The following is a 22,867-nucleotide window of genomic DNA, read 5'->3' as shown; positions in this document are numbered from 1 at the left end:
TCGGAGGCTCCTCCGTCAGCCGGAACAGGCGATCCGCTGCGCCTGCTGCCAGGTGCAGACGGGGCAGAGCGTGCTGCCGGGGTGGTCGGCGGGCAGTTCGGTCGGCTCCCCGCACAGCACGCAGTCCGCGCGCGGCCCGGTCAGCTCCGGGTCGTGCGCCAGGGCCGCCTCCGGCCCCGCTCCGCCGGGGGCGAGTTCACAGACCGGGCCGTCGTCGTTCTTCACCGCTTCGCTCATGCCGCCTTGATACTCCGCGTCCCCACCCTGCGGCAAGGCCGGGCCCGGCGACTGCACCGGGCGGCCCGCAGGGCAGCGGCCGGGAAGGCGCCGAGCCCGGCGGGGCAGCGGCCGGGAGGAGGAGGCGCGGGGACCCCGCTGCCGGAACCTCGCCCCGCTCGCCCACCCGCCCCGGGCCCGGCCGCCGGCCCCGGTTACGGTGGGCCCGTGCCCGAAGCGCCCACCGCCCTCCACCGGCGTCTGCTCGCCGCCCGCGCCGCCTCCCCCACCTATCCGGAGGTGGGCGCCACCCGCCACGCCCGGCTGCCCGCGGGCTACGCGCAGCTGCGGCGGCGGATCCACCTCGGACACGGGCCCGACGTCCTGGAGCGGGCCGGGCGGTACGTGCTCGGCTGGGGCAGCCAGCTGGGCAGCGGCTTCGCCGTCCACCCGTACGCGCCGGCCGAGGAGGGCGCGACCGTCCTGCTGCGACTGAGCCTGCCCGGACTGCGGCGGCCCCGGCTGGTGATCCCCTGCCGGGTGGTGTGGACGGTGGACGAGCCGGACCGGATCGGTTTCGCGTACGGGACGCTGCCCGGGCACCCGGAGTGCGGGGAGGAGGCGTTCCTGGTGAGCATGGACGCCTCGGGTGAGGTCTGGTTCGAGGTCACCGCGTTCGCCCGGCTCGCCTCCTGGTACGCGCGGCTCGGCCGTCCGGTGTCGGTGCTCTGCCAGTACCTGGCGATCGAGCGCTACCTCGCAGCCGTGGCCACGGCTGCCGTCTCCGCGGCGGCCGTCCCTCCGGCGGCCGCGGCGCAGGCCCCCGGGAGGGCGGCCGAGGTGGGGACGGCCCAGGAGTTCCCCGGGCCCGGCACACCCGAGACCCCCGGCACACCCGAGACGCCCGTCGCACCCGAGACCTCGGGCCTGTCCGACGGCCGGGGCGCCACGCGGTAGCCGGTCGGCCCGGGCGCCGCCGGTCAGCCCAGGAAGGAGAGCCGGACCGTCCGGCGCAGGTTGTCACCGTTGGTGTCGATCAGGACGACGGACTGCCAGACGCCCAGCGCGAGTTGGCCGCCGATCACCGGCAGGGTGGCGTGCGGGGCGACCAGGCCGGGGACGACGTGGTCGCGGCCGTGGCCGGGGCTGCCGTGCCGGTGGCGCCAGCGGTCGTCCGCGGGGATCAGGTCGCGCAGCGTCGCGAGGAAGTCGTCGTCGCTGCCCGAACCGGTCTCCAGGACGGCGATTCCGGCCGTGGCGTGCGGCACGAAGACGTTGAGCAGACCGTCGCGGCCGGCGGCCCGGTCGTTGAGGAACTCGGCGCAGCGGTCGGTGATGTCGAGGGCGACCTCGCGACTGCCGGTCGTGATCTCGAAGGTGGTGGAGTGGAAGGGCGTGGAGTTGATGTTGTCCGCCATGACCATCATCCTCACCCACGGCCGGGGGCACCGGGGACCGCCTCGCCGACTCTCCGTGCCACCGGGGCACGGTGCCGTACGGTGGACGGTTCGGGCGGCTGCCGGTCGGTCATGCGCCCGATGCCCTCGCCGGGGCACCCTGTACGGGGTACGGGGGACCCGGACACGCCAAAGACCCGACGGTCCCTGAGGTCCGTCGGGCCGGATGCCGGTGGGCGCGAGGGCTGAAAGCCCTAGCCGCGACCGCCGAACAGGCTTCGCCGCAGCCGACGCAGTGGCGCCAGCAACGACACCCGCACGTGGCGGCGCGGCGCGGTCGGGGTACCGGCGCCGCGCGGCGTCAGCTCCCTTATCAACCCGAGCGCCTCGGCGGTGTCCACCGCCGGGAGTGCGGGCGCGCCGAGCACAGCCAGGTGACGCTCGATCCGACGGCCGGTCGCGCCGACTCCGCACTGGATCGCCGGCACGCGGGGCCGAGACCGCACTTGCATGTGTTCCATCAGTATTCCCACCCCTACGAGGCGCCAGGGCCGTGAGGCGAAGACTATCCGTGACAGACGGCCTTCGCGCAACCGTCCTGGTGTACTTCCACCGTATCGTGCGGCGTCAACTGACGCCGCACCAGGGGCCACCCGGGGCGATCACGACTAGGCATCAATGATGGTGCACGACCGGCCACACGTCACCGGTGCCGCGGGGTCACGCGCCCGGCGCTTGCCTGAGAGGCACGCGCCGGGCGCGCAGGGTCACCGGCGATCACGACCGGTGGTGCCCGGCCGCGACCGGCGGCCGCCCCGCACGCCTGCGGAAGCAGCTCCGAGCATTCGGAGCGAACAGTTCAGAAAGTGAACACAATCGAGGGATTGACGCGAAGGAAACCTCCAAGCAATATCTTCATCGACCGCGCAAGCGCGAGCCCTGCTCAGGCACTGCTCAACCGTGCGTTCGACTGATGAAGAACTCCGGCTCCCCCGAGCCACTGCCCGGCCGCCTCGACGCTGCGGTGGCCAGGCTCGGGAGGCGCTCGGACCGGCGGCCGGCCGTAGAGGGTCGGCCGGGCCGCCACCAGGCTGCCGGTGCCGCCCCGCACGGGGCCCGGCACCGGCGGCTCCGGCGGCAGCGGCGGACCCGGCGCCGCGCAGAGCCCGGCACCCCGCCCCCCAGCGGCCCCCGCGGCCCACCCCGTACCGCGCGAATCCGCTGCCCGATCGCGCTCGGTAGACTCGGCCAGCGTGCCAGTCCTCCTCAGCATCGTGCTCCCGGTCCACGGAGTCGAGCGCTACCTGCCCCGCTGCCTCGACTCGATCCTGGAAGCCACTCCCGCCGGGGAGTCGCGCTTCGAGGTGATCGCGGTCGACGACCTCTCCCCCGATCGCTGCGGCGCGATCCTGGACGAGTACGCGGCCCGCGACCCCCGGTTGCGCGTGCTGCACCTCACCGAGAACCAGGGCCTCGGCGGCGCCCGGACCGCCGCCCTCCCCGAGGTGCGCGGCGAGTACGTCTGGTTCGTCGACAGCGACGACTGGCTCCCCGGCGGCACCGTCTCCGCGCTCATCGACGAGCTCGCGCAGGACCGCGCCCGCGAGACGCCCGCCGACGTGCTGCTCACCGACTTCACCCACGCCTACCCGGACGGCGGGACCGAGCCCAACCCCTGGCGCCACCTGCTGGTCGGCTCGCCGCTGGCCGACGGCTGCACCCTCGCGGAGTACCCCGCGCTGTTCCGGACGGTGATGTCGGTGTGGAACAAGGTGTTCCGCCGCGACTTCCTGCTCGGCCTCGGCGTCTCCTTCGGGCGCGGCTTCTACGAGGACATCTCGGTCACCTACCCGGCCCTGCTGGCCGCCGGACGGCTGCGCTACCTCGACCGCGTCTGCTACTTCTACCGGCGCGGCCGCCCCGGCGCGATCACCAGCACCGCCTCCCCCAAGCACGCCGACGTCTTCGCCCAGTACGACGCGATCTTCGACTTCCTGGACCGCCCGGACCGGCCCGGCCGCCCGGTGCCGGACACGCTGCGCACCCTCGTCTTCGACCGGACCGTCCAGCAGGCACTGACCGTCCACGACACTCCGGGCCTGGTCCCGACCGAGCTGCGCAAGGACTTCTTCCGGCGGATCGCCGAGCACTTCGCCCGTCACCGCCCGGCCGCCTACCACTACCCCGGCGGCCTGCGCGGCGTGCAGTACCGGCTGGCGGCGCGCGGCGCCCGGCTCGCCTACGCGGAGCTGCGCCGCACCGGGCGGCTGCCCCGCGAACTCAAGCGGGGGGCGCGCTCGGTCGCCCCGGCGGTGAAGAAGGGGGTGCGCAGCAGCGCCCGGTTCACCGCGTACAACGCGTTCCGCCGGCTCCCGCTGGACGAGCACCTGGCGGTCTACGCGGCGTACTGGCACCGGGGTTACGCGTGCAGCCCGGCGGCGATCTACGAGAAGGCGAAGGAACTGGCCCCGGGCGTACGGGGCGTCTGGGTGGTGGAGAACCGCGGGCAGGCGGCCGCGCTGCCGGCCGGGGTGCCGTACGTGATCGTCAACACGCCCGCCTACCTCAAGGCGATGGCGACCGCCAAGTACTTCGTCAACAACGTCAACTTCCCGCGCACCATGGTGAAGCGGCCGGGGACGGTGCACGTCCAGACGCAGCACGGCACGCCGCTGAAGGCGATGGGGATGGACCTCAGGGACCACCCGGTGGCCGCCGACGGGATGGACTTCGACCGGCTGCTGGAGGCCGTCGACCGCTGGGACTTCCTGGTCTCCTCCAACCCGCACACCAGTGAGCACTTCGCCCGGGCCTTCCCCGGCCGCTACGAGATGCTGGACACCGGCTACCCGCGCAACGACCGGCTGGCCGTCACCACGCCGGCCGAAGTGTCGGCGATGCGCGCGCGGTTCGGGCTGACGCCGGGCCGCACGGCGGTGCTGTACGCGCCGACGCACCGCGAGGGCCGGGGCGGGTACGTGCCGCTGCTGGACGTGCGCGAGCTGGCCCGGCGGCTCGGCCCGGGCTTCACGCTGCTGGTGCGCACCCACTACTTCCACACCGGCGGCCCCGGCGACCTGGCGGCGGGCGAGGACGCGGCCGAGATCGTGGACGTCTCGGCGCACCCGACCGTGGAGGACCTCTACCTGGCGGCGGACGTCCTGGTCACGGACTACTCGTCGATGATGTTCGACTACGCCGTGCTGGACCGGCCGGTCGTGATCTTCGCGCCGGACTGGGAGGAGTACCGGCGGGTGCGCGGGGTCTACTTCGACCTGTTCGCGGAGCCGCCGGGCGCGGTGACGGTGGACGCCGACGGGCTGGCGGCGGCGCTGCTGGCGGGCGACCCCGAGCCGGCGGCGCGGGCGAAGTTCCGGGAGCGGTTCTGCCCGTGGGACGACGGCGGGGCGGCCGAGCGGGTGGTCCGCCGGGTGTTCCCGGTCGGGGCCTGAGCGGACCGCCCGCGACCGACCGGCCGGGACACGACCGGCCGAGAGTGAACGGCCCGGAAACGCGGCAGCGGGGCCCCGGGAGTCCCGGAGCCCCGCCCGAAGCGGACTCAGCCCTGGCGCGCGGCCAGGAACTCCTCGAAGGTCAGCTCACCGTCGTGGTTGGTGTCCATCTGGTTGATGATGGTCTCGGCCATCGAGATCGACGTGGTCAGGTCGCCGAGCTCGCGAGCGACCTTCGCGTACTCGGCGGCGGTGATCCGGCCGTTGCCGTTCACGTCGTACTTGTCGAACGCCGCGCGGATGGTGTCGACGTCTGCCATGGGTGGCCCCTCCTGAATGAACTGCATGACTGCGATGATCTGCATGACTGCTGATGTGCGTTTCCGACGGCCGTACCCTACCCGCCGTGGCGAGCGCCACGGTTTCCGGGAGTGGACGGGCTCGGGGGTGGGTGTCGTAGTCTGCGGGTCTGATCCCGGCCCGGCCGGGGAACGACCACCGATCGTCGTCTGTTCAGGCCCGGGCACCTCTCGGGCGTGCTCGTCCTGGGAGGGACCCATGCTCGATCTCGTCACCAAGCTGGTGCTGAAACCGCTCGCGCGGGGGATCTGGCGGCCGACCATCGAGGGCCTGGAGAACGTGCCGCGCAAGGGCGGCGTGATCCTGGCCAGCAATCACCTCTCGTTCATCGACAGCGTGGTGATCCCGCTGACCGCGCCGCGCCGGGTGCACTTCCTGGCCAAGGCCGAGTACTTCACCGGCACCGGGATGAAGGGCGCGCTGTCCAAGGGCTTCTTCGAGGCGATCGGCGCCGTGCCGGTCGAGCGCGGCACCTACCGCTCCGCCCAGGCCTCGCTGGAGTCGGCCCTGGAGATCCTGGAGGACGGCAAGGCCTTCGGCATCTACCCCGAGGGCACCCGCTCGCTGGACGGCCGCCTCTACCGGGGCAAGACCGGTGTGGCCTGGCTGGCCCTGACCGCCGGCGTCCCGGTGGTGCCGGTGGCACTGGAGGGGCCGGACCAGATCCTCCCGATCGGCAAGCGCGTCCCGCGGGTGCGCAAGGTGACGGTCCGCTTCGGCGAGCCGCTGCACTTCGACGAGCTGCACGGCCAGGCCCGTTCGCTCAAGGCCCGCCGGCAGGTCACCGACGAGGTGATGCGGGCGATCCAGCAGCTCTCCGGCCAGGAGGTCGCGGAGACCTACAACGAGATCCCCAAGGCCGCCTGAGCCCCGGACACCCCCGTCGACCCGCGCCCGTCGGCCCACCCCCGTAGGCCCGGGCCCGGTCCGCGCCGCCGGCGACTAGCGCTGCCCGAGCACGGCGGCCGGCGCCTCCCGGCGCAGCAGCGCCGCGTACCGGCCGTCGGCCTCGACCAGCTCGTCGTGGCTGCCCAGTTCGACGACCTCACCGCGGTCCAGCACGACGATCTGGTCGGCGGCGCGGACGGTGGAGAGCCGGTGGGCGATGGTGATGGTGGTCCGGCCGGCCGCGAGGGTGTCGATGGCCTGCTGGACGGCGTGCTCGGTGCGGTTGTCCAGCGCGCTGGTGGCCTCGTCCAGGATCAGCACGGGCGGGTTGCGCAGGATGGTCCGGGCCAGCGCGAGGCGCTGCTTCTCACCTCCCGAGAAGCGGTAGCCGCGCTCGCCGACCAGGGTCGCGTAGCCGTCCGGGAGCCCGGCGATGGTGTCGTGGACCTGCGCGGCCCGGGCGGCGGTGACGAGTTCCTCGTCGGTGGCGTCCGGCTTGGCGAAGCGCAGGTTGTCGGCGACCGAGGCGTGGAAGAGGTACGTCTCCTGGGAGACCACGCCGACCGCCCGGGACAGCGAGTCGAAGGAGAGCTCGCGGACGTCCACCCCGTCGATCGTGACCCGGCCGCCGGTCACGTCGTAGAGGCGGGGGACGAGGTAGCTGAGCGTGGTCTTGCCGGAGCCGGTCTCGCCGACCACGGCGAGTGAGCTGCCGGCCGGGACCTTGAGCTCGACCCCGGCGAGCGTGGGCCGCTCCTGCTCCGGGTCGTAGCGGAACTCGACGCCCTCGAAGCGGACCTCGCCGCGGACCTCCTCCAGGACGGCCGGCCGCTCGGGCTCGGCGATCTCCACCGGGAGGTCGAGGTACTCGAAGATCCGCTGGAACAGGGCCAGCGAGGTCTGCACCTGGACGCCGGTGGAGAGCAGGCCGATGGTCGGGCGGAACAGGCCCTGCTGCAGCGAGACGAAGGCGACCAGGGTGCCGACCGAGACGATCGGCGAGCCGCCGGCCGAGGCCAGACCGGCCGCCCAGTAGATCACCGCGGGCATCGCGGCCATCACGATCTGGATGGTGTTCATCCGCCAGCGCCCGGCCATGCTGGAGCGCACCTCCAGCTCCGCGAGCTGGTCGGACTGCCCGGTGAACTCCCGGGCGAGCGAGTCGGAGCGGCCCATGGTACGGCCGAGCAGGATGCCGCTGACCGAGAGGGACTCCTGCACGGCCGAGCTCATCGCGGCGAGCTGCTTCTGCCGCTCGCCGGTGATCTTCTTGCGCTCGTTGCCGACCCGGCGGCTGATCCAGACGAAGACCGGCAGGAGCAGCAGCGAGACGACGGTGAGCCGCCAGTCCAGCGCGACCATGGCCACCACGGAGGCGATCACGCTGGTGAAGTTGGAGACCAGCGAGGTGGCGGTGGAGGTCACGGTGGACTGCATGCCGCCGATGTCGTTGGCGATCCGGGACTGCACCTCGCCGGTGCGGGTGCGGGTGAAGAACGCCAGCGACATCCGCTGGAGGTGACTGTAGACGGCGGTGCGCAGGTCGTGCATGACGCGCTGGCCGACGGTGGTGGAGATCAGCGTCTGCAGCACGTTGAAGATGCTGTTGATCACGGCGGCCGCGATCATGCCGAGCGCGAGCAGGCTGAGCAGGCCGGTGCGGCCCTGCGGGATGGCGGTGTCCAGGACGGCCTTCAGCAGGAACGGCGACACCACCGAGACGACCGCGGAGGCCGCCACCAGCGCGCCGACCACGGTGAGCCGGCCGGAGTACGGTCGGAACAGCGCGAGGATGCGGCGCCACTGGGCCGGCGGGCGGGGCTCGCCCTCGGCCTGGGCGGGTGGGGTCCATCGGATGCCGTCGGGCCTCAAGGGCGGACCTCCCTGGATCGGGCGCGCGGACGCGCGGCGGGCACGGCGCCGCACGGGGGTGCGGCGGGCACGGCGGTCGGGCGGCCGCCAGCATAGCGAGGATAGCTCATAGTTAGCCAAGCTAATAGTGAGGCTCTCTCTATTCCCGCGACCGCCACCAGCCCCGCCCCGGCCCCGGGCACCCCCGCCGCCCGGCCCCCGGCGCCGCCCGTCAGTCGGTCCGGTACGTCCGCGCCGCCTTGGAGGAGACCCCGCCGAGCTTGCCGGACGGCAGCAGGCGGGCGATCGTGACCGCGATCTTGTAGCGCTTGCTCGGGACGGACAGCGAACGACCGCGCGCCAGGTCGCGCATGGCCTCGTCGACGACCCGCTCGGCGGACAGCCAGCCCCAGGACGGGATGTTGCCCGTCCCCATGCCGGCCCGCTGGTGGAACTCGGTGTGGGTGAAGCCCGGGCAGAGCGCCATCAGCCGCACGCCGCTGCCGCCGAGGTCGCGCATCACGCCCTGGGTGAAGCTCACCACCCACGCCTTGCTGGCGCCGTACGTGCCGCGCGGCAGGAAGGCCGCCACCGAGGCGACGTTGACGATCGCGCCGCGCCCGCGCTCGCGCATGCCGGGCAGGGCCGCCGTGGTGAGCCGCAGGACCGCCTCCACGTGCACCTTCAGCATGTCCAGCTCGTCCTGGAGCGGAACGGTCAGGAAGGCGCCCTTGTTGCCGAAGCCGGCGTTGTTCACGAGCAGGTCCACCGGATGGGCGGCGTCACCCAGCCGGGTCTCGACGGCCGCGATGCCGGCCTCGGTGGCGAGGTCGGCGGTCAGCACCTCGGTGTCGATGCCGAACTTCGCCCGGAGGTCGTCGGCGGCGCGCTCCAGCCGCTCGGTGTCCCGGGCCACCAGGACGAGCCGGTAGCCGCTTCGGGCGAGCCTGCGCGCGAACGCGGCTCCGATGCCGGCGGTCGCGCCGGTGATCAAGGCAGTGGTGGTCATGCAGCGACCGTATCTACTCACGAGTATCCGCGACAGCCCCGGCGGCTCCGCTGCGCGGCGGCGACATACCTCTCGGTGACGACCGTCACGGAGAGTACAGCGGTGGCGCCAGATGGTTCGTGCTCCTATCGTCGGTGAAGGGGGCATCGCCGGACCAGGCGATGAAACTTCGATGAGGAGGCATCCAGATGCTTACTCAGACCACCCGGACCACGCGGTCGACGCTCGCCACCCAGGCGGAGCTCGACGCACTCGGCATGTTGATCACGGAGGACGAGGCGACCGTCAGCGACGCGCCCACGTACCGTCCGGAAGCCGCCGCCCTGCTGCTGCTGGCAGGTGCCCTGCTGTTGTCGCCGAAGCCGCCGAAGGAGAAGACCCGGTAACTCGGGACCGACGGTACCCGGCACCGCGCGGAGTCCGCGGACGCACTGCCGCCCGTGACACCGCGAAGCCCTCTTCAAGGAGACGCACGCACCATGCCAACCGCCGATCTCTCGCTCCGTGACGAATACGCCGCGGCGGTGGAGCGGCTGGCAGGCCGCACCCTCGACGCCCTCCGGGGAGTCGGGGGTGCGGTCGCGCCCGCCGCACCCGACACCGGGCCCGCGCCGCGCCCGGTCCTCGCCGCCGCCCGGGTGCTCGGGCCGGACGTGCTCGCACCCCAGGCGCTGGGCGCGGCCGGGGCCGACGAACAGGCCGTCCTGCTGCTGACCGACGCCCACCGGGCCTTCCCGCTCGCCGCCTTCCCGGCACCCGCCGACCCGGGATCCCCCGCCTCCGCCGGGGCCGCCCGGTCCGCCGACGAGGACCGGGCCGCCGCTGCCGTCCTCGTCGCCGCGTGGCGGGACTGGGCCACCACGGTGCTGCTCTCCCGGACACCCGGCCCCGTCGCCGGCCCCCCGTTCCCCGAACCGGCCGGCGACCCGGCGCAGGACCGGGGCACGCCACACCCCGGCCACGCCCCTCGGCCGGAGCCCTACGCCTGGCAGGCCTGGTCGGTCCGGATGGCCCAGCTGTCGGCCCTCGCCCTCCCCGGCCTGGACGGGCCCCTGCACGACGCGGCCCGCGAGCACACCCTCGACCTGGCCCGCGGCGCCGTCCGTTCGCTGCTGCGCTGCGACTACCGGGTCGCCGCCCGGCTGACCCGATGGCTCGCCTGGCTCGCCGCCGACGGACGGCCGCTGCCCCTGGAGGTCGAGCCCATGCTGGACCGGATCCGGGCCGTGGGTGACGGCAGCGCCCGCACCGCCCTCGAACTCGCCGTCGCCGACCACCTGCTGAGCGGAGCAGCCTCATGACCGACCATCAGCTCCTCTCCGCCGCACAGCAGTTGGGCTCCCGCGCGATGGCCTGGCTGCACAGTTGCCACGAGCGCGGCTTCGGCCGGCTCCCCGACGACGTCACCATCGACCTGGCCGATCCGAACAACGCCTACAAGCCGCTCGCCGAGTCCGCCCTGGCCGCGTCACTCGTCCTGCGGGACGGCGTCACCGGCCCGCACGACGCCCGCATCGCCCGCGAACTCCTGGACTTCGGCTGGTCCCAGCTGCGGGAGGGCAACCTCCTGTACGAGCGGCTGCTGCGCTACCCGGTGATGACCGACCCGCTGGAGACGTACGTCCACTTCGCCCGGGCCGGCTACCGGCACGCCCCGCTGGAGGAGTTGCTGGAATCCCTGACGAAGGTCCGCGGGATCCAGGCCATCGAGATGATGCCCAACCGGCGGCTCGCCCTCGCCAACGCGCGCCGGGTGATCGGACTGCGCAACCAGCCCGACGACTGGGACGCCCTCACCGCCCGGACCTGGCTCGGCGCCACGCCGGAGCCCTGGGCGATCGACTGGCTGACCGGCTACCACATCACCCACGCCGTGTTCCACCTCACCGACTGGGGCGCCCGGCCCGAGGGCATGCCCGAACCGATGCGCGACTACGTCCGCGACTGGCTGCCGGTCTGGGTCGACACCTGGCTGGAGGTCGGCCAGTGGGACCTCGTCGGCGAGCTGCTGGTGGTCGACTCGTGCGTCGGGGAGCCCGTCACCGGCACGCAGGGCTGGGAGGCGCTGGCCGCGATCCAGCGCGAGGACGGGCTGATCCCGCGCGAGAGCGCCGAACCGGTCTCGGACGACCCCGAGCAGGCCTTCCGCGACCACGAGCACACCGCCGTCGTCGCGGTGGTGGCCGGCACCGTCACCCTGTCCCGGGCGCTCGGCGGCGCCGCGGTCGCGGCCTGAACGCGATGGCCGAACCGGACACGGTGACCGGCCCGGACCGCACCTCCCGGCGGGCCGTGGCGCCGGGAGGCGGGGCGGTCTTCAGCGGTCCGGGCGCGGACCACGTCCCCGCCCTGGTCCGGGCCGCCGCACCGTACGCCACCGCCGTCACGCTGGCCGTGGCCCAGGGCGACCGGACCGCCGTCCACTGCCACGGACGGACCGCCCGCGACGGGGAACCCTGCACACCCGACACCGTCTACGAACTCGGCTCCGTCACCAAGACGTTCACCGCGCTGCTGCTCGCTGTCATGGCCGCCCGGGGCGAACTCGCCCTGGACGACCCGCTGGAGCGCCACCTCCCGCCGGACTGGCGCCCGCCGGACCTCCGACACGGCGGCCCGATCCGGCTGCTGCACCTGGCCACCCACACCTCCGGCCTGCCCAAGCTCCCGCCCGGACTGCTCACGACCGCCCTCCCCACCTGGACCAGCAACCCGTACGTCGACTTCGACGACCGGCGGTTGCGCGCCGGCGTGGCCCGAACCACCGTGCGCCACGCGCCCGGTGCGCGGTACGGGTACTCCAACTACGGAGTCGGCCTGCTCGGCCGGCTGCTCGCCGAGACGGGCCGCACCGGCTACGCCGAGCTGCTCGCCGACCGCCTGCACCGCCCGCTCGGCCTGCGCACCGCCACCTGCTCCCCCGACGCCCCGCACCGCGCCACCGGCCACCGGCGCGGCCGGCCGCTCCCGCCCTGGCTCATCCCCGGGCTGCCGGGCGCGGGCGCCATCCGGGCCGGCGGCGCCGATGTGCTGCGCTTCCTACGCGCCCATCTATCGCCGGGCGAAGGCGAGTTGGGGCGCGCGCTGCGCGACGTCCAGCGCCCGCGGCTTCGGCCGGCACGTTCGACGGACCGACTCGGGCTGGTCTGGAACCTGCGCGGCACCGCGGACGGCCGCGACCTCTACTTCCACTCCGGCGCCACCCGCGGGTTCACCGTCGTGGTCGGCTTCTGCCCGCAGACCGCGACGGCGGTCGCCGCCCTCACCAACACCGGCCCGGCCCTCGACGGACGCTTCGTGCAGTCGGCGTACGACATTCTGAAAGAGCTCGCGAAGCCGACGGACTGAGCGGCACCGAACGGGGCGGCAGGCGGGTGCGGGCCGGCGGCAGGCGGGTGCGGGCCACTGCGCGCCGAGGCCCGGCCGCCCCCGTCGCGCGGGGCCGGCCGGGCCTGGGCGGTCAGCGCTTCTCGGGGTGCGCGGCGCTGTCGGCGGCGCCGCCGGCGCCCACCGGGCGGAGCCGGGAGGCGGCGGTGGCGGCCAGTTGCGGGGCGAGCCTGGCCATGTCGCGGGAGCCGACGGCGGCGATCAGCGAGGGCAGGATCCAGCGGACCGGCTGCATGCCGCGCAGCCAGGGCTGGGCGTAGACGTGGGCGGAGCGGCGGGCGATGCCGGCGACCAGACGGTCCACGGCCGGGCCCAGCGGGTACGTCCTGTTGGCCGGCCAGGGCAGGCGGTCGCGCATCTGCTTGAGGACGGCGTCCTGGTCGGCGCCGCGGACCATGTCGGTGTCGGTCCAACTCAGGTAACCGACACCGACCTTGACGCCCTGGTAGGCGACCTCGGCGCGGATCGAGTGGGCGAAGGCCTCCACGCCGGACTTGCTGGCGCAGTACGCGCTCATCAGCGGGGCGGGCGTGAGCGCGGCGAGCGAGGCGATCTGGAGCAGGTAGCCGCGGCTCTCGGCGAGGGCCGGGAGGAACGCGCGCGCGGTGGCCACGCTGCCGAGCAGGTTCACCTCGATCACCCGGCTGAACGCCCGGTGGTCGCTGTCCAGCAGCGGCCCGCCGATGGCGATGCCCGCGTTGGCGACCACCACGTCGATCCGGCCGTAGTGCTCCTTGATCTGCCGGGCGGTCTCGGTGAGCGCCTCGATGTCGGTGACGTCGGCCTCCCAGGCGGTGGCGCCCGGGCCGCAGAGCGCGGCGACGTCCTTGAGCTCGGCCGGCTCCAGGCCGAGCAGGGCGACCTTGGCGCCCTGCAGGGTGAGCTTGCGGGCCAGGGCGGCGCCGACACCGCGCGCGGCACCCGTGACGACGACGACCTGTGCGGACAGCGGCAAGGTGGCGCTCATGCGGTCACGCTCCTCTGGGGGGAAGGACGGTGGGCGGCGGCCGGGCGGGCGACTGCGGGCAGATGGGCGGCCGCGAGCCGGTCGATCTCGGCGGCGACCTCGGCGGGCCGCTCGATCGGTGCCATGTGGCCGACCCCGGGCAGCAGGAGCAGGCCCTGCGGATCGGGCAGCGCGGCGACGATCCGGTGCGCGTGCACCGGCGGGGTCAGCCGGTCGTCGGTGCCGACCACGACTGCGGTCGGCACCGTGAGCCGCGCCAGCCCGGCGCGGACGTCCAGCACGTCCAGGACGCCGGCCCAGCGGGCCCTGACGACGGTCGGGCAGGCGTGCACGATCCGGGCCGTCGCCTCGACCCGGTCGGCGGCCGAAGCCGGGCCCATGGTGCCGTACTTGAGGGCGGCCCGGCTGAGCGGGCCGACCGGCCCGAGCGGCAGCCGCGAGCGCAGCCCCTGCCGGTGCAGGAAGCGGCGCAGCCGTGGGGAGCGCACCGCCTCCGGCAGCACGCGCAGCTCGGCCACCAGGTCGGCCGCGCCGGTGGAGACCAGCACCGCGGCGGCGGTGCGCTCGGTGACCTCGGGGCGGCCGGCGGCGGCCATCACGGTCATGCCGCCCATGCTGTGGCCAACCAGGACGGCCCGCTCCCCCGCCGGGACGGTCCGGGTGAGCACGGCGCAGAGGTCCTCGGCGAGCGCCCGGGTGGAGTAGCGGATCCGGCTGGGCGGGACTTCGCTGCGGCCGTGGCCGCGCTGGTCGTAGGCCACCACCCGGTAGCGGTCGGCGAGTCGGTTGATCACCGGCGCCCAGAAGGCGGTCGAGCAGGTCCAGCCGTGGGCGAGCACGACGGTCGGGGCACCGGGCTGCCCGTGGATCTCGGCGTGCAGCCGGCTCCCGTCCGCCGAGCGGATCTCCAACTCCTCGGCGGGAGCGGGCAGGACGCAGTCGGCGGGGATCGCGGGGCTCATGCGAGGGCCTCCTCGGGCGCGGCGGCCGCCCGGGAGGCCGGCACGGTCCGCATGATCAGCTCGTACTCGGCGAGGTCGACCTTGCGGGTGGCGCGGCGGAACGAGGTGGTGGAACCGGGCCAGAGCACGGTGTTCTTGCCGCTGCTGTCCAGGTACCAGCTGCGGCAGCCGCCGGTGGTCCAGACGGTGCGGTCCATCCGGTGCTGGAGTTCGAGGTTCCAGTGCCGCTGGGCGCGTGCGGTCGGCTGCATCGCGGTGGCCCCGACCGAGCCGAGCGTGGTGAGGGCGTCGACCAGGTAGTTCAGCTGGGACTCGATCATCAGGATCATCGAGCTGTTGCCGAGACCGGTGTTGGGGCCGATCACGAAGAAGAGGTTCGGGAAGCCTCGCACGGTGGAGCCGCGCAGCGCCTCCATGCCGTCCTTCCACTCCTGCGCCAGGCTGGTGCCGTCGACCCCGAACACCCGGGCGCCGATGGGCATGTCGGTGACGTGGAAGCCGGTGCCGAAGACGATCGCGTCCACCTCGTGCTCGCTGCCGTCGGCGGCGACCAGGGTCGAGCCGCGCACCTCGCGCAGCCCGGCGGCGACCACCTCGGTGTTGGCGGCGGCGAGCGCCGGGTAGTACGTGTTGCTGAGCAGGATGCGCTTGCAGCCGATCCGGTAGTCCGGCGTCAGCTTGGCGCGCAGCGCGGGGTCGGCGACGCCCTGCGCGATGTGCCGCTCGGCGAGCTGCTGGACCACCTTCAGCAGACCGGGCCGGCGGACGAAGGCGTCCACCTGGAGCTCCCGGAGCGCGAACAGGGTGCCCCGGCGCAGCTTGGTGGTGACGGGCAGCCGGTTGTGCAGCCACTTCTCGGCCTCGGTGATCGCGCGGTCCCGGCGCGGCAGGACCCAGGCCGGGGTGCGCTGGAAGACCGTCAGCCGGCCGACCCGCGGCTGGATGTTCGGGATGATCTGGGCGGCGGAGGCGCCGGTGCCGACCATCGCGACCCGCTTGCCGGCGAGGTCGTAGTCGTGGTCCCAGCGGGAGGAGTGGAACACCTTGCCGGTGAAGGAGTCCAGGCCCGGCAGGTCGGGGATCTGCGGGTCGGCGAGCGGGCCGGCGGCGGAGACGACGGCGTCGGCGGTCCACTGACCGGCCGTGGTGGTGACCCGCCAGCGGGTCCGGTCGGCCTCCCAGCGCGCCTCGGTGACCTCCGCGTTGAAGCGCAGGTGCGGGCGGATGCCGAAGACGTCGGTGACCTTCTCCAGGTAGGCGCGGATGTCGGGCTGGCCGGAGAAGCTGCGCGGCCAGTCGGGGTTCGGCGCGAAGGAGAAGGAGTACAGGTGGGAGGGCACGTCGCAGGCGCAGCCGGGGTAGCTGTTGTCCCGCCAGGTGCCGCCGACCGAGTCGGCGCGCTCCAGGATGACGAAGTCGGTGATGCCGGCGCGGCGCAGCCGGACACCGGCGCCGATGCCGCCGAAGCCGGAGCCGATGACGGCCACCCGGACGTGCGGGACGTCGGGCGCGGCGGGGGCGTCCGGTTCGGCGGGGGCCGGCGTCGGGCCGACCGCCGCGGTCGCGGTGGCCTCTGTCACCGGGCCCGCGTCGGCCCGGCCGGTCGGGGCGTCGAGGGAGTCCCGGTCGGACGCGTCGGGGCGGGGGCGCTTGGTGCTGGATGCCATGCGGCGTCCTCCTGAGGGTGGGGGCCGTGAGGTGCGCACTGCCGCGACGTGCCGTCGTGCGTCCTGCCATGGTGCCGTCATGCCGTCGCGATAACCATGCCAGCAATCACTGGCACGATTGGCAGAGTAGCCCTTGCCGACAGCGGAGGGAAGAAGCCCGGCCGCGTCACTTCGGCGATCGCCGGTCCTATGCTGAGCGCCGTGGACAAGGTCAGAGCAGCAGCGGGCGACGGACGACGCGAGTACCGGGTGGAGGACCTGGCCGAGGCGGCCGGCATCACCACCCGGACGCTGCGCTTCTACCGCGAGCGCAAACTGCTCCAGCCGCCGCGCAAGGAGGGCCGGATCGCCTGGTACGGCGAGGCCCACCTGGCCCGGCTGCGGGTGATCGCCGAGCTGCTGGAGCGCGGCCACGCCCTGGGCGGGATCGCCGAGCTGATCGGCGCCGGCGAGAGCGGCCGGGACGTCGCCGAGCTGATCGGCCTGGAGGCGGCGATCGTCGCGCCCTGGTCGGACGAGACGCCGGTCCACCTGGACTGGGACGAGCTGAAGGCCACCTTCGGCGACCAGCTCACCGAGGAGAACACCGCCGAGTCCATCGCCCAGGGCTACATCACGGTGGAGGAGGACGGGATCACCCACGTCAGCCGCCGGCTGATGGACGCCACGACCGCCCTGGTCGCCGAGGGGGTGCCGCTCACGCTCGTCCTGGAGGCGAGCCGCCGCACCCAGGACCACGTGGACGCGATCGCCGAGATCTTCACCGCGCTGGTCCGCGACCAGCTCCTCGGCCCGCTCGCCGCCGACACCCCGCTGGCACCCGGCGAGGCGGCCCGCCTCACCGAGCAGATCCTGCGCGTGCGACCGCTGGCCCGGACGGTCACGGACGCCCAGTTCGCCCTGGCCATGGACCGGCGGGTGCACGCCGAGTACGACGAACTCCTGCGGCAACGGCTTGAGCAGCGCGAGGACGGCCGGGAGCTCACCGAGGACTGACCGCCGGCCGACCGGCGCGCCCCGCCCGCAGGCGTAGCCGCACCCGCCGGCGGGCAGGGATCGGGGCGCCTCGCCGCCCGCCGGATCGGAGTCGCCCGATGCTCCCTGCCCTCACCCGCCGCACCGTGCTCACCCTCGCCTCCGGACTGGCGCTCGCCGCCTGCGGCTCGCCCGGGAGCCGACCGGGGGCCGCGCCGGCCGGCGCCCGCGTCGTGCGGCACGCGCGCGGCGAGAGCACGGTCCCGGAGCGCGCCGCCCGGGTCGTCGTGCTGGACACCGACGCCCTGGACTCCGCCGTCACGCTCGGCCTCACCCCGGTCGGCGCCACCACCGTCGCCGAGGGCGCGCCGTTCTCCGGCTACCTGCCGGCCGAACGGCTGGCCGGGACCAAGGCCATCGGCACCATCGGCCAGCCCAACCTGGAGAGCATCGCCGCGCTGAAGCCGGACCTGATCCTGAGCAACCAGGTCCGTGACGACAAGCGGTACGACGAACTGTCGAAGATCGCGCCGACCGTCCTGACCGGCACCACCGGACCCGCCTGGAAGGAGAACGCCCGGCTGCACGCCGAGGCCCTGGGCCGCCTGAGCGAGGCCGCGGCCGTGGAGTCGGCGTACCGGGCCGCGGTGGCCGACGTGGTCACCGCCCTCGGCGGGCCGGCGAAGGCGGCGGCCACCAGGGTGGAGATGGCCCGCTTCCTGGCCGGCGCGCCCACCCGGCTCTACCTGAACGACACCTTCGTCGGCTCGCTCTTCAAGGACCTCGGCGCGGGCCGGCCGGCCAACCAGGACAAGCCCGGCTTCTCGATCGAGATCAGCCCCGAGCAGGTCGACCAGGCGGCCGCCGACGTCATCTTCTACTCGGTGTACGGCGACGCGGCCAAGTCGGACCGGTCCAGGATCGTCGAGGGGGCGCTCTGGAAGAACCTGGACGCGGTGCGCGCCGGGCGGGTGTACCAGGTGGACGACGGCCTCTGGATGCTCGGCATCGGTTACACGGGCGCGAGGCTGATCCTGGACCAGATCCGCACGAACCTGGCCGGCTGAGCCGAGCCGGGCGGGCGGCGGGCCGGACGCCCATCGGCCGGTGGGCGGCCCGCCGTTGGGTGGTCCTCCAAGGTGACCGAGCGCCTCGATTCGACTGCGCTGGGTGATCGTACGGTTACCCGGTTGATCATCCGGGCCGTACGGTCGGAGCTCACCCGCAGGCCGCTGCCACCAGGTCGGGCCGGTGGTGGGAGGCGGGCGCCCACTCCGGCTCCGTGTGGGGGTCGGCACGATGTCCGTGGTCACGAAGTTCCGCTCGGCGGCGCAGCTGACGGGCGGTGGGGTCCTGCTCTGGTCGCTGCTCGGCCGGCTGCCGAACGCGATGTGCCCGATCGGCACCCTGCTGCTGGTCACCCGGAACACCGACAGCGTCTGGCGCGGCTCGGTGGTGGCCGGGGCGCTGGCCGTCGGGCAGGCGGTCGGCGGGCCGCTGGTCGGCCGGCTCGCGGACCGGCGCGGACAGCGCACCGTCGGGCTGGTCACCGCGATCGTCAACACGGTCGCGATCGTCGCGCTGGTCGCCGCGTCCGAGAGCGGCCTGCCGCTCGGTCCGCAGATCGCCCCGGCCGCGCTGATCGGGCTCTCGGCCCCGCTGGTCGGACCGCTCTCGCGCAGCCGCTGGGTCCGGCTGGCGGGCGGGGACGCGGAGTTGACGTCCTCGATGCTCTCGCTGGACGGCATCGTGGACGAGATCAGCTTCACCGCCGGGCCGGCCCTGGTCGGCCTGCTCGCCACACTGGCCTCCCCCGCCGTCGGACTGCTCACGGCGGCCGCGCTGGTCGGCGTCGGCGCCACCCTGTTCGCGCTGCACCCGACCGCGCCGCCCGGGACGGGGCGCGGCTCCCGACTGCGCCCTGCCGAACGCCTGGTGAGCGCCCCGTACGTGCTGCTGCTGGCCGGAATGGCACTGCTGGGCGCCTGCTTCGGCTCGGTGCAGGTCGGGGTCACCGCCACCACGGACGCGCTCGGGCAGCCGGGCGCGGCCGGGCTGATCTACGGCTTCATGGGCTTCACCAGCGCCTTCGCGGGCATCGCCACCGCCGCCCTGCCGGCCCGCTGGGAGCTGGCGGCCCGCCTGCGGGCCGGGACGGTCCTGCTCTTCGCCACCTCCGTGCTGCTGCTCTTCTCCGGCGGTGGCGTGGCCGCCCTGGCCGCGGCCGTCGGGTGCCTGGGCGTGGCCGTCGCGCCCCAGATGATCACCATGTTCGGCCTGGTGGAACGGACCGTGCCGACGGCGCGGCTCGGCGAGGCGATGGCGGCGCTGGTCAGCGCGATCATCCTGGCCCAGTCGGCGGGGACGTTCCTCGGCGGCTGGGCGGCCGACCACCTCGCGCCCGACGCGCCGTTCCGGATCACCGTGGTCGCCGCGGCGGCCGCCCTGCTGCTCGCCGCGTCCACGGCCACCGACCGCCGCTACCCCCGCCGCGGCACGGGGGCGGCGAACGCTGCGGCGCCGGCGGGTGGCACGAGGTCGGCAGGTGACGCGAGGTCGGCGAGCGACGCGGGTCCGGCCGGCGACGCGGGCCCCGTACCGGGCGCGGCGCCGATGTCAAAGGCCGCCCCAAGCCGGGGCGCGGATTCCGCGCAGGACATGGAGCCGACGCGTACCCGCCGCGAAGAGAACGAGGAGCCGATGCGGCCCTCCCGGGCGTAACACCGGATCCCCCACCACAGGTTAGGCTCTCTCCCCGGTGTCCGCGCCGTACCGTCGCGCGGGCATCCGCGACATGTGGACTGACGGACCGGGAGACGGGGGAACGGGGAACATGAGCGACGGAGCAGCGCCGGGCGCCGGCGGCGGCGGGGACGGATACGGCGTCAGCGTGGCCGGCCTGAGCGGCGTCACGGAGCAGCTGAACAAGACGGCGACGGACATCGCCACGGCCAAGACCGCCTACGCGGGCTCGGTCTGCTACGCGCCCACCGCGTTCGGTGAGTTCGGCGTGGACAACGCGTGGTCCGCCTTCGACAGCGCCTGGTCGAAGGAGATCACCGTCACGCAGCGCGCACTCGACGAGCTGTCACAGAAGATGTCGACCACCACGGCGAACTACCGCAACGCGGAGAAGGCCATCACGGCTTCGCTGGTGCCGGCGGGTGGCGGCCGGTGAGCAAGGTCAAGGATCTGGAGAAGGCCCGGCACACCATCGAGAAGGTGAACTTCATGTTCGCCAACCTCCACCTGCTGCAGGGGATCGAGCAGGCGCTGGCCGTGCCGGAGCCGGTCGGTGACGTGAGTGCGATCCAGGCCCGGGCCAAGGACTACGGCCGGGCGGCCGCCTCGTTCGGCCAGGCCTCGCAGGACCTCGCGGGGATAGCCGTCAACCAGCTGCCCGCGGTCTGGAGCGGCTCGGTGGCGGAGCACGCCACCCAGGCGATCCACGCGATGTCGGAGGAGACCACCACCTCCCAGCAGACCCTCGCCCAGGCGGCCGTGCTGCTGGACACCTGGGCGAGCGAGCTGGACTGGGCGAAGAAGACCGACGCCCAGGGCCGTCAGCAGCTGCAGTCCGCCGACGAGCGGGCCCGGGAGGATCCGGGCGGCTTCGACCAGGACGCGATGGCGACCGCGCTGGCCGGCGTCGACGCCCGGCTCGCGGCGGCCCGGCGGGTGGAGAACACCGGCACCAGCACCGCCAGCAAGCTGAACCAGCTGGCGTCCATGGCGCGCGCCTCGCGCGCCGGGATGGGCTCGCTCGACCCGCTGGCGGCGGTGGTCCTGGCCACCGAGAAGAACCCCGGCGCGGGCGAGGACGGCGGCTACATCCTCACGCCCAACCAGCTCGACCGGGCCAACCAGACCCTCGGCGTGATGACCGGTGCCGACCAGGCGGCGTTCCGCGCCCTGCTGTCCGGGGCGAAGTCCCCCGAGGAGGCGGCCTACCTCTGGAAGGCGCTGGCCTCCGGGCACTCGGTCGCCGACATCCAGCAGTTCGACGCCCAGATCCACCCGCACGGCGACGACCCGGCCTGGCTCGCCAAGCACCTCGTGCCGGCGACCAGCACCGGCGACACCGGCCGGGAGTCCTCGGACAACATCGACGTCACCTACGGCGGCCAGAACGTCAACATCGAGGGCTACAACCTCTATTCGCAGCGCAACGTCGGCGACTGCGTGGCGGCCTCCACGGTGATCGCCCAGGCCAAGCTGGACCCGATGCTGATGCTCCAGCTGACCACCGGCGGCACGCCGGACGTCCCCGGCGCCGACTCCCCGGAGAACTTCGAGAAGCGGCTGCAGGACACGTACATCAACGAGTACAAGGACGGCCAGCGGGTCGACGGGAACAAGAAGGTCTACCCGCAGGTGGACAGCGGTCTCGGCGACAAGGCCCAGACCTACCTGGCCGACAAGGACCTCGGCAAGGCCACCGGCGCCGACTACGAGCACGTCGAGCTGGAGAGCGACGAGGACCGCCGGAAGGCGCTGGCACGGATCGAGAAGTCCGTCGACGAGGGCCTGCCCGTCCCGATCACCGTGCGGAACGACGACTCGGGCCACCAGATGATGATCATCGGGCGGGACGGTGACAAGCTGCAGGTCTACAACCCCTGGGGCTTCACCTCCTGGGTGACCGAGGAGCAGTTCGTCAACAGCCAGCTCGGCGGACTGACCCCCGGCGAACACCCCCTGAACAAGTCGACCGCGCTGGAGCTGCCGAAATGACGAACGTCCGCCCGGACGCCGAACTCGCGGACCTCGACGTCCCCGCCGCCATCACCCGTGGCCTGCTGCTCACCGGCGGCCCGCGTCAGGCCCTGTTCACCGAGGCCGCCATCGCCGCCGCCCACCGGGCCGAGGCGGCGAACATCGGCCCGTACCCGCTGGGCTTCCTCGCCCAGCACGTCCGCGCCGGCGGATTCGCGGCCGCCCTCGCGCTGCCCCAGCCCGTCATCGGCGAGCCCGGCCGGACCGTCGTCCGCGAGTGGCTGCAGGCCGCCGCCGCGAGCGGCGCCGACCTCGGGCGCGAGCACCTGTTCGCGCGCTGGCTGGCGGAGGTCGCGGCGCTGATCGAGCTGCGTCGCAACGCCCGGGAGGCGGGCGCCGAGTGACCGTCCGCTCCCTCCCCCGCCCGCTCGCCCTCGCGGCGGCCGCCCTGCTGGTGCTGGCGCCGGTGGCCGGGTGCTCGTCCTCCGGCGGGTCGTCGTCCGACAAGCAGCCGGACACCGCCCTCGCGCTGCCCGCCGACCAGGAGGCGGAGGCCGTGGGCGGCGGCACGAAGCCCGCCTTCGAGCCGGCCGACGTCCACCTGGCCGTCGGCGGCTCGGTCGGCGTCAGCCTGACCTCCGCCCCGCTCCCGCACGGCTGGCAGCTGTCCGGTGAGGGCGACCCGGCCGTGCTGCGCCGGGGCGCCGACGCCAAGCTGAGCAGCTGCCCGCCCGACTCCGCCGGCTGCGGCCACACCGTCCGCCAGACCTGGACCGCGACCGCCGCCGGCAGCACCACGCTCACCTGGCGCTACGTCGACCGCGCCTCCTGCAAGGAGCCGGGCAACGCCGCCTCCTGCAAGGCGCTGGCGGTCAAGGACGTCCGGGTCACCGTCGGCTGACCGGCGGGCCGCGGCCCGCCCCCGGGCGGCGCGGCCGCGCCCGCGGCACCCCCGGCCGCGGCCCGCTGTGGGGGACCCCGGTGTGGAGACCCGGGGCCCGGCGGCCCGGGCCGGGGTGG

23 protein-coding genes are annotated in these 22,867 nt (G+C 74.1%); 14 read left to right on the top strand and 9 right to left on the bottom strand.

Annotated features, from left to right (window positions below; all coding sequences use genetic code 11):
* Positions 1-15 precede the first annotated feature (15 nt).
* Positions 16-237 carry a hypothetical protein gene (locus ACFVYI_RS33505; protein ID WP_387892565.1) on the bottom strand — a complete coding sequence of 74 codons (222 nt, stop codon included), beginning with the start codon at positions 235-237 and terminating at the stop codon, positions 16-18.
* A gap of 207 nt (positions 238-444) precedes the next feature.
* Here ACFVYI_RS33505 and ACFVYI_RS33500 point away from each other — a divergent pair, with 207 nt between their 5' ends.
* Positions 445-1,173, top strand: coding sequence for a DUF1990 family protein (locus tag ACFVYI_RS33500; protein WP_387892563.1), 729 nt, complete (start codon positions 445-447; stop codon positions 1,171-1,173).
* A 23-nt stretch (positions 1,174-1,196) separates the two neighbouring features.
* Here the strand turns inward: ACFVYI_RS33500 and ACFVYI_RS33495 are convergent, their stop codons facing one another.
* The gene (locus ACFVYI_RS33495; RefSeq protein ID WP_387892562.1) at positions 1,197-1,634 is read right to left on the bottom strand and encodes a YjbQ family protein; all 438 of its coding nucleotides are present in this window, start codon (positions 1,632-1,634) and stop codon (positions 1,197-1,199) included.
* 233 nt (positions 1,635-1,867) lie between these two features.
* Positions 1,868-2,134, bottom strand: a complete 267-nt coding sequence (locus tag ACFVYI_RS33490; RefSeq protein WP_380571329.1) for a hypothetical protein — start codon at positions 2,132-2,134, stop codon at positions 1,868-1,870.
* A gap of 732 nt (positions 2,135-2,866) precedes the next feature.
* Here ACFVYI_RS33490 and ACFVYI_RS33485 point away from each other — a divergent pair.
* On the top strand, positions 2,867-5,065 hold the full coding sequence (locus ACFVYI_RS33485; protein ID WP_387892560.1) for a CDP-glycerol glycerophosphotransferase family protein: 2,199 nt from the start codon (positions 2,867-2,869) through the stop codon (positions 5,063-5,065).
* Between the two features lie 107 nt (positions 5,066-5,172).
* On the opposite strand, the gene ACFVYI_RS33480 is transcribed toward ACFVYI_RS33485, so the two are convergent.
* The gene (locus tag ACFVYI_RS33480) at positions 5,173-5,385 is read right to left on the bottom strand and encodes an EF-hand domain-containing protein (protein ID WP_387892558.1); all 213 of its coding nucleotides are present in this window, start codon (positions 5,383-5,385) and stop codon (positions 5,173-5,175) included.
* A 238-nt stretch (positions 5,386-5,623) separates the two neighbouring features.
* Between ACFVYI_RS33480 and ACFVYI_RS33475 the strand changes: the two genes are divergently transcribed.
* Positions 5,624-6,292 (top strand): lysophospholipid acyltransferase family protein, encoded by a 669-nt coding sequence (locus ACFVYI_RS33475; RefSeq protein WP_360632143.1) that lies wholly within the window; start codon positions 5,624-5,626, stop codon positions 6,290-6,292.
* Between the two features lie 75 nt (positions 6,293-6,367).
* Here ACFVYI_RS33475 and ACFVYI_RS33470 read toward each other — a convergent pair whose 3' ends face one another.
* On the bottom strand, positions 6,368-8,185 hold the full coding sequence (locus ACFVYI_RS33470; RefSeq protein WP_387892556.1) for an ABC transporter ATP-binding protein: 1,818 nt from the start codon (positions 8,183-8,185) through the stop codon (positions 6,368-6,370).
* Positions 8,186-8,396: 211 nt separating this feature from the next.
* Positions 8,397-9,173 carry an SDR family NAD(P)-dependent oxidoreductase gene (locus ACFVYI_RS33465; protein ID WP_387892554.1) on the bottom strand — a complete coding sequence of 259 codons (777 nt, stop codon included), beginning with the start codon at positions 9,171-9,173 and terminating at the stop codon, positions 8,397-8,399.
* A gap of 188 nt (positions 9,174-9,361) precedes the next feature.
* Between ACFVYI_RS33465 and ACFVYI_RS33460 the strand changes: the two genes are divergently transcribed.
* The 4 genes from ACFVYI_RS33460 (at position 9,362) to ACFVYI_RS33445 (ending at position 12,521) form a co-directional block, all read left to right on the top strand.
* Positions 9,362-9,559 carry a hypothetical protein gene (locus ACFVYI_RS33460; RefSeq protein ID WP_387892552.1) on the top strand — a complete coding sequence of 66 codons (198 nt, stop codon included), beginning with the start codon at positions 9,362-9,364 and terminating at the stop codon, positions 9,557-9,559.
* A 93-nt stretch (positions 9,560-9,652) separates the two neighbouring features.
* Positions 9,653-10,474, top strand: a complete 822-nt coding sequence (locus ACFVYI_RS33455) for a hypothetical protein (protein WP_387892550.1) — start codon at positions 9,653-9,655, stop codon at positions 10,472-10,474.
* Positions 10,471-11,409: a DUF6895 family protein gene (locus ACFVYI_RS33450; RefSeq protein WP_387892548.1), complete on the top strand. Its 939-nt coding sequence runs from the start codon at positions 10,471-10,473 to the stop codon at positions 11,407-11,409. Before ACFVYI_RS33455 ends, ACFVYI_RS33450 begins: the two co-directional genes overlap by 4 nt.
* 5 nt (positions 11,410-11,414) lie before the next feature.
* Entirely contained in the window at positions 11,415-12,521 is a 1,107-nt protein-coding gene (locus ACFVYI_RS33445; RefSeq protein ID WP_387892546.1) for a serine hydrolase domain-containing protein, read from the top strand.
* A gap of 112 nt (positions 12,522-12,633) precedes the next feature.
* On the opposite strand, the gene ACFVYI_RS33440 is transcribed toward ACFVYI_RS33445, so the two are convergent.
* From ACFVYI_RS33440 to ACFVYI_RS33430, 3 genes are read right to left on the bottom strand one after another with little or no spacing between them, the layout of a single operon-like run.
* Positions 12,634-13,527, bottom strand: a complete 894-nt coding sequence (locus tag ACFVYI_RS33440; RefSeq protein WP_387892544.1) for an SDR family oxidoreductase — start codon at positions 13,525-13,527, stop codon at positions 12,634-12,636.
* Positions 13,524-14,489: an alpha/beta fold hydrolase gene (locus tag ACFVYI_RS33435; protein ID WP_387892542.1), complete on the bottom strand. Its 966-nt coding sequence runs from the start codon at positions 14,487-14,489 to the stop codon at positions 13,524-13,526. The genes ACFVYI_RS33440 and ACFVYI_RS33435 overlap by 4 nt, the downstream gene beginning before the upstream one ends.
* The gene (locus ACFVYI_RS33430) at positions 14,486-16,156 is read right to left on the bottom strand and encodes a flavin-containing monooxygenase (RefSeq protein ID WP_387892540.1); all 1,671 of its coding nucleotides are present in this window, start codon (positions 16,154-16,156) and stop codon (positions 14,486-14,488) included. The genes ACFVYI_RS33435 and ACFVYI_RS33430 overlap by 4 nt, the downstream gene beginning before the upstream one ends.
* Before the next feature lie 189 nt (positions 16,157-16,345).
* Here ACFVYI_RS33430 and ACFVYI_RS33425 point away from each other — a divergent pair, with 189 nt between their 5' ends.
* From ACFVYI_RS33425 to ACFVYI_RS33395, 7 genes are all read left to right on the top strand, one after another.
* A complete protein-coding gene (locus tag ACFVYI_RS33425) occupies positions 16,346-17,152 on the top strand; it encodes a MerR family transcriptional regulator (protein ID WP_387892538.1) in 807 nt (268 codons plus the stop codon).
* A gap of 98 nt (positions 17,153-17,250) precedes the next feature.
* Positions 17,251-18,198: an ABC transporter substrate-binding protein gene (locus tag ACFVYI_RS33420; protein ID WP_387892536.1), complete on the top strand. Its 948-nt coding sequence runs from the start codon at positions 17,251-17,253 to the stop codon at positions 18,196-18,198.
* 232 nt (positions 18,199-18,430) lie between these two features.
* Positions 18,431-19,852: an MFS transporter gene (locus ACFVYI_RS33415; RefSeq protein WP_387892534.1), complete on the top strand. Its 1,422-nt coding sequence runs from the start codon at positions 18,431-18,433 to the stop codon at positions 19,850-19,852.
* Positions 19,853-19,964: 112 nt separating this feature from the next.
* Positions 19,965-20,309 carry a type VII secretion target gene (locus tag ACFVYI_RS33410; RefSeq protein ID WP_387892532.1) on the top strand — a complete coding sequence of 115 codons (345 nt, stop codon included), beginning with the start codon at positions 19,965-19,967 and terminating at the stop codon, positions 20,307-20,309.
* Entirely contained in the window at positions 20,306-21,865 is a 1,560-nt protein-coding gene (locus ACFVYI_RS33405) for a hypothetical protein (RefSeq protein WP_387892530.1), read from the top strand. Before ACFVYI_RS33410 ends, ACFVYI_RS33405 begins: the two co-directional genes overlap by 4 nt.
* The gene (locus ACFVYI_RS33400; RefSeq protein ID WP_387892528.1) at positions 21,862-22,251 is read left to right on the top strand and encodes a hypothetical protein; all 390 of its coding nucleotides are present in this window, start codon (positions 21,862-21,864) and stop codon (positions 22,249-22,251) included. The genes ACFVYI_RS33405 and ACFVYI_RS33400 overlap by 4 nt, the downstream gene beginning before the upstream one ends.
* Positions 22,248-22,748, top strand: coding sequence for a hypothetical protein (locus ACFVYI_RS33395; protein ID WP_387892526.1), 501 nt, complete (start codon positions 22,248-22,250; stop codon positions 22,746-22,748). Before ACFVYI_RS33400 ends, ACFVYI_RS33395 begins: the two co-directional genes overlap by 4 nt.
* Positions 22,749-22,867 lie beyond the last annotated feature (119 nt).

Origin of the sequence: Kitasatospora sp. NPDC058218 (assembly GCF_042882445.1) — a bacterium.
Taxonomy (GTDB): domain Bacteria; phylum Actinomycetota; class Actinomycetes; order Streptomycetales; family Streptomycetaceae; genus Kitasatospora.
The sequence above is the reverse complement of the archived record's forward strand: the minus strand, read 5'-3'. Positions and strand labels throughout refer to the sequence as shown.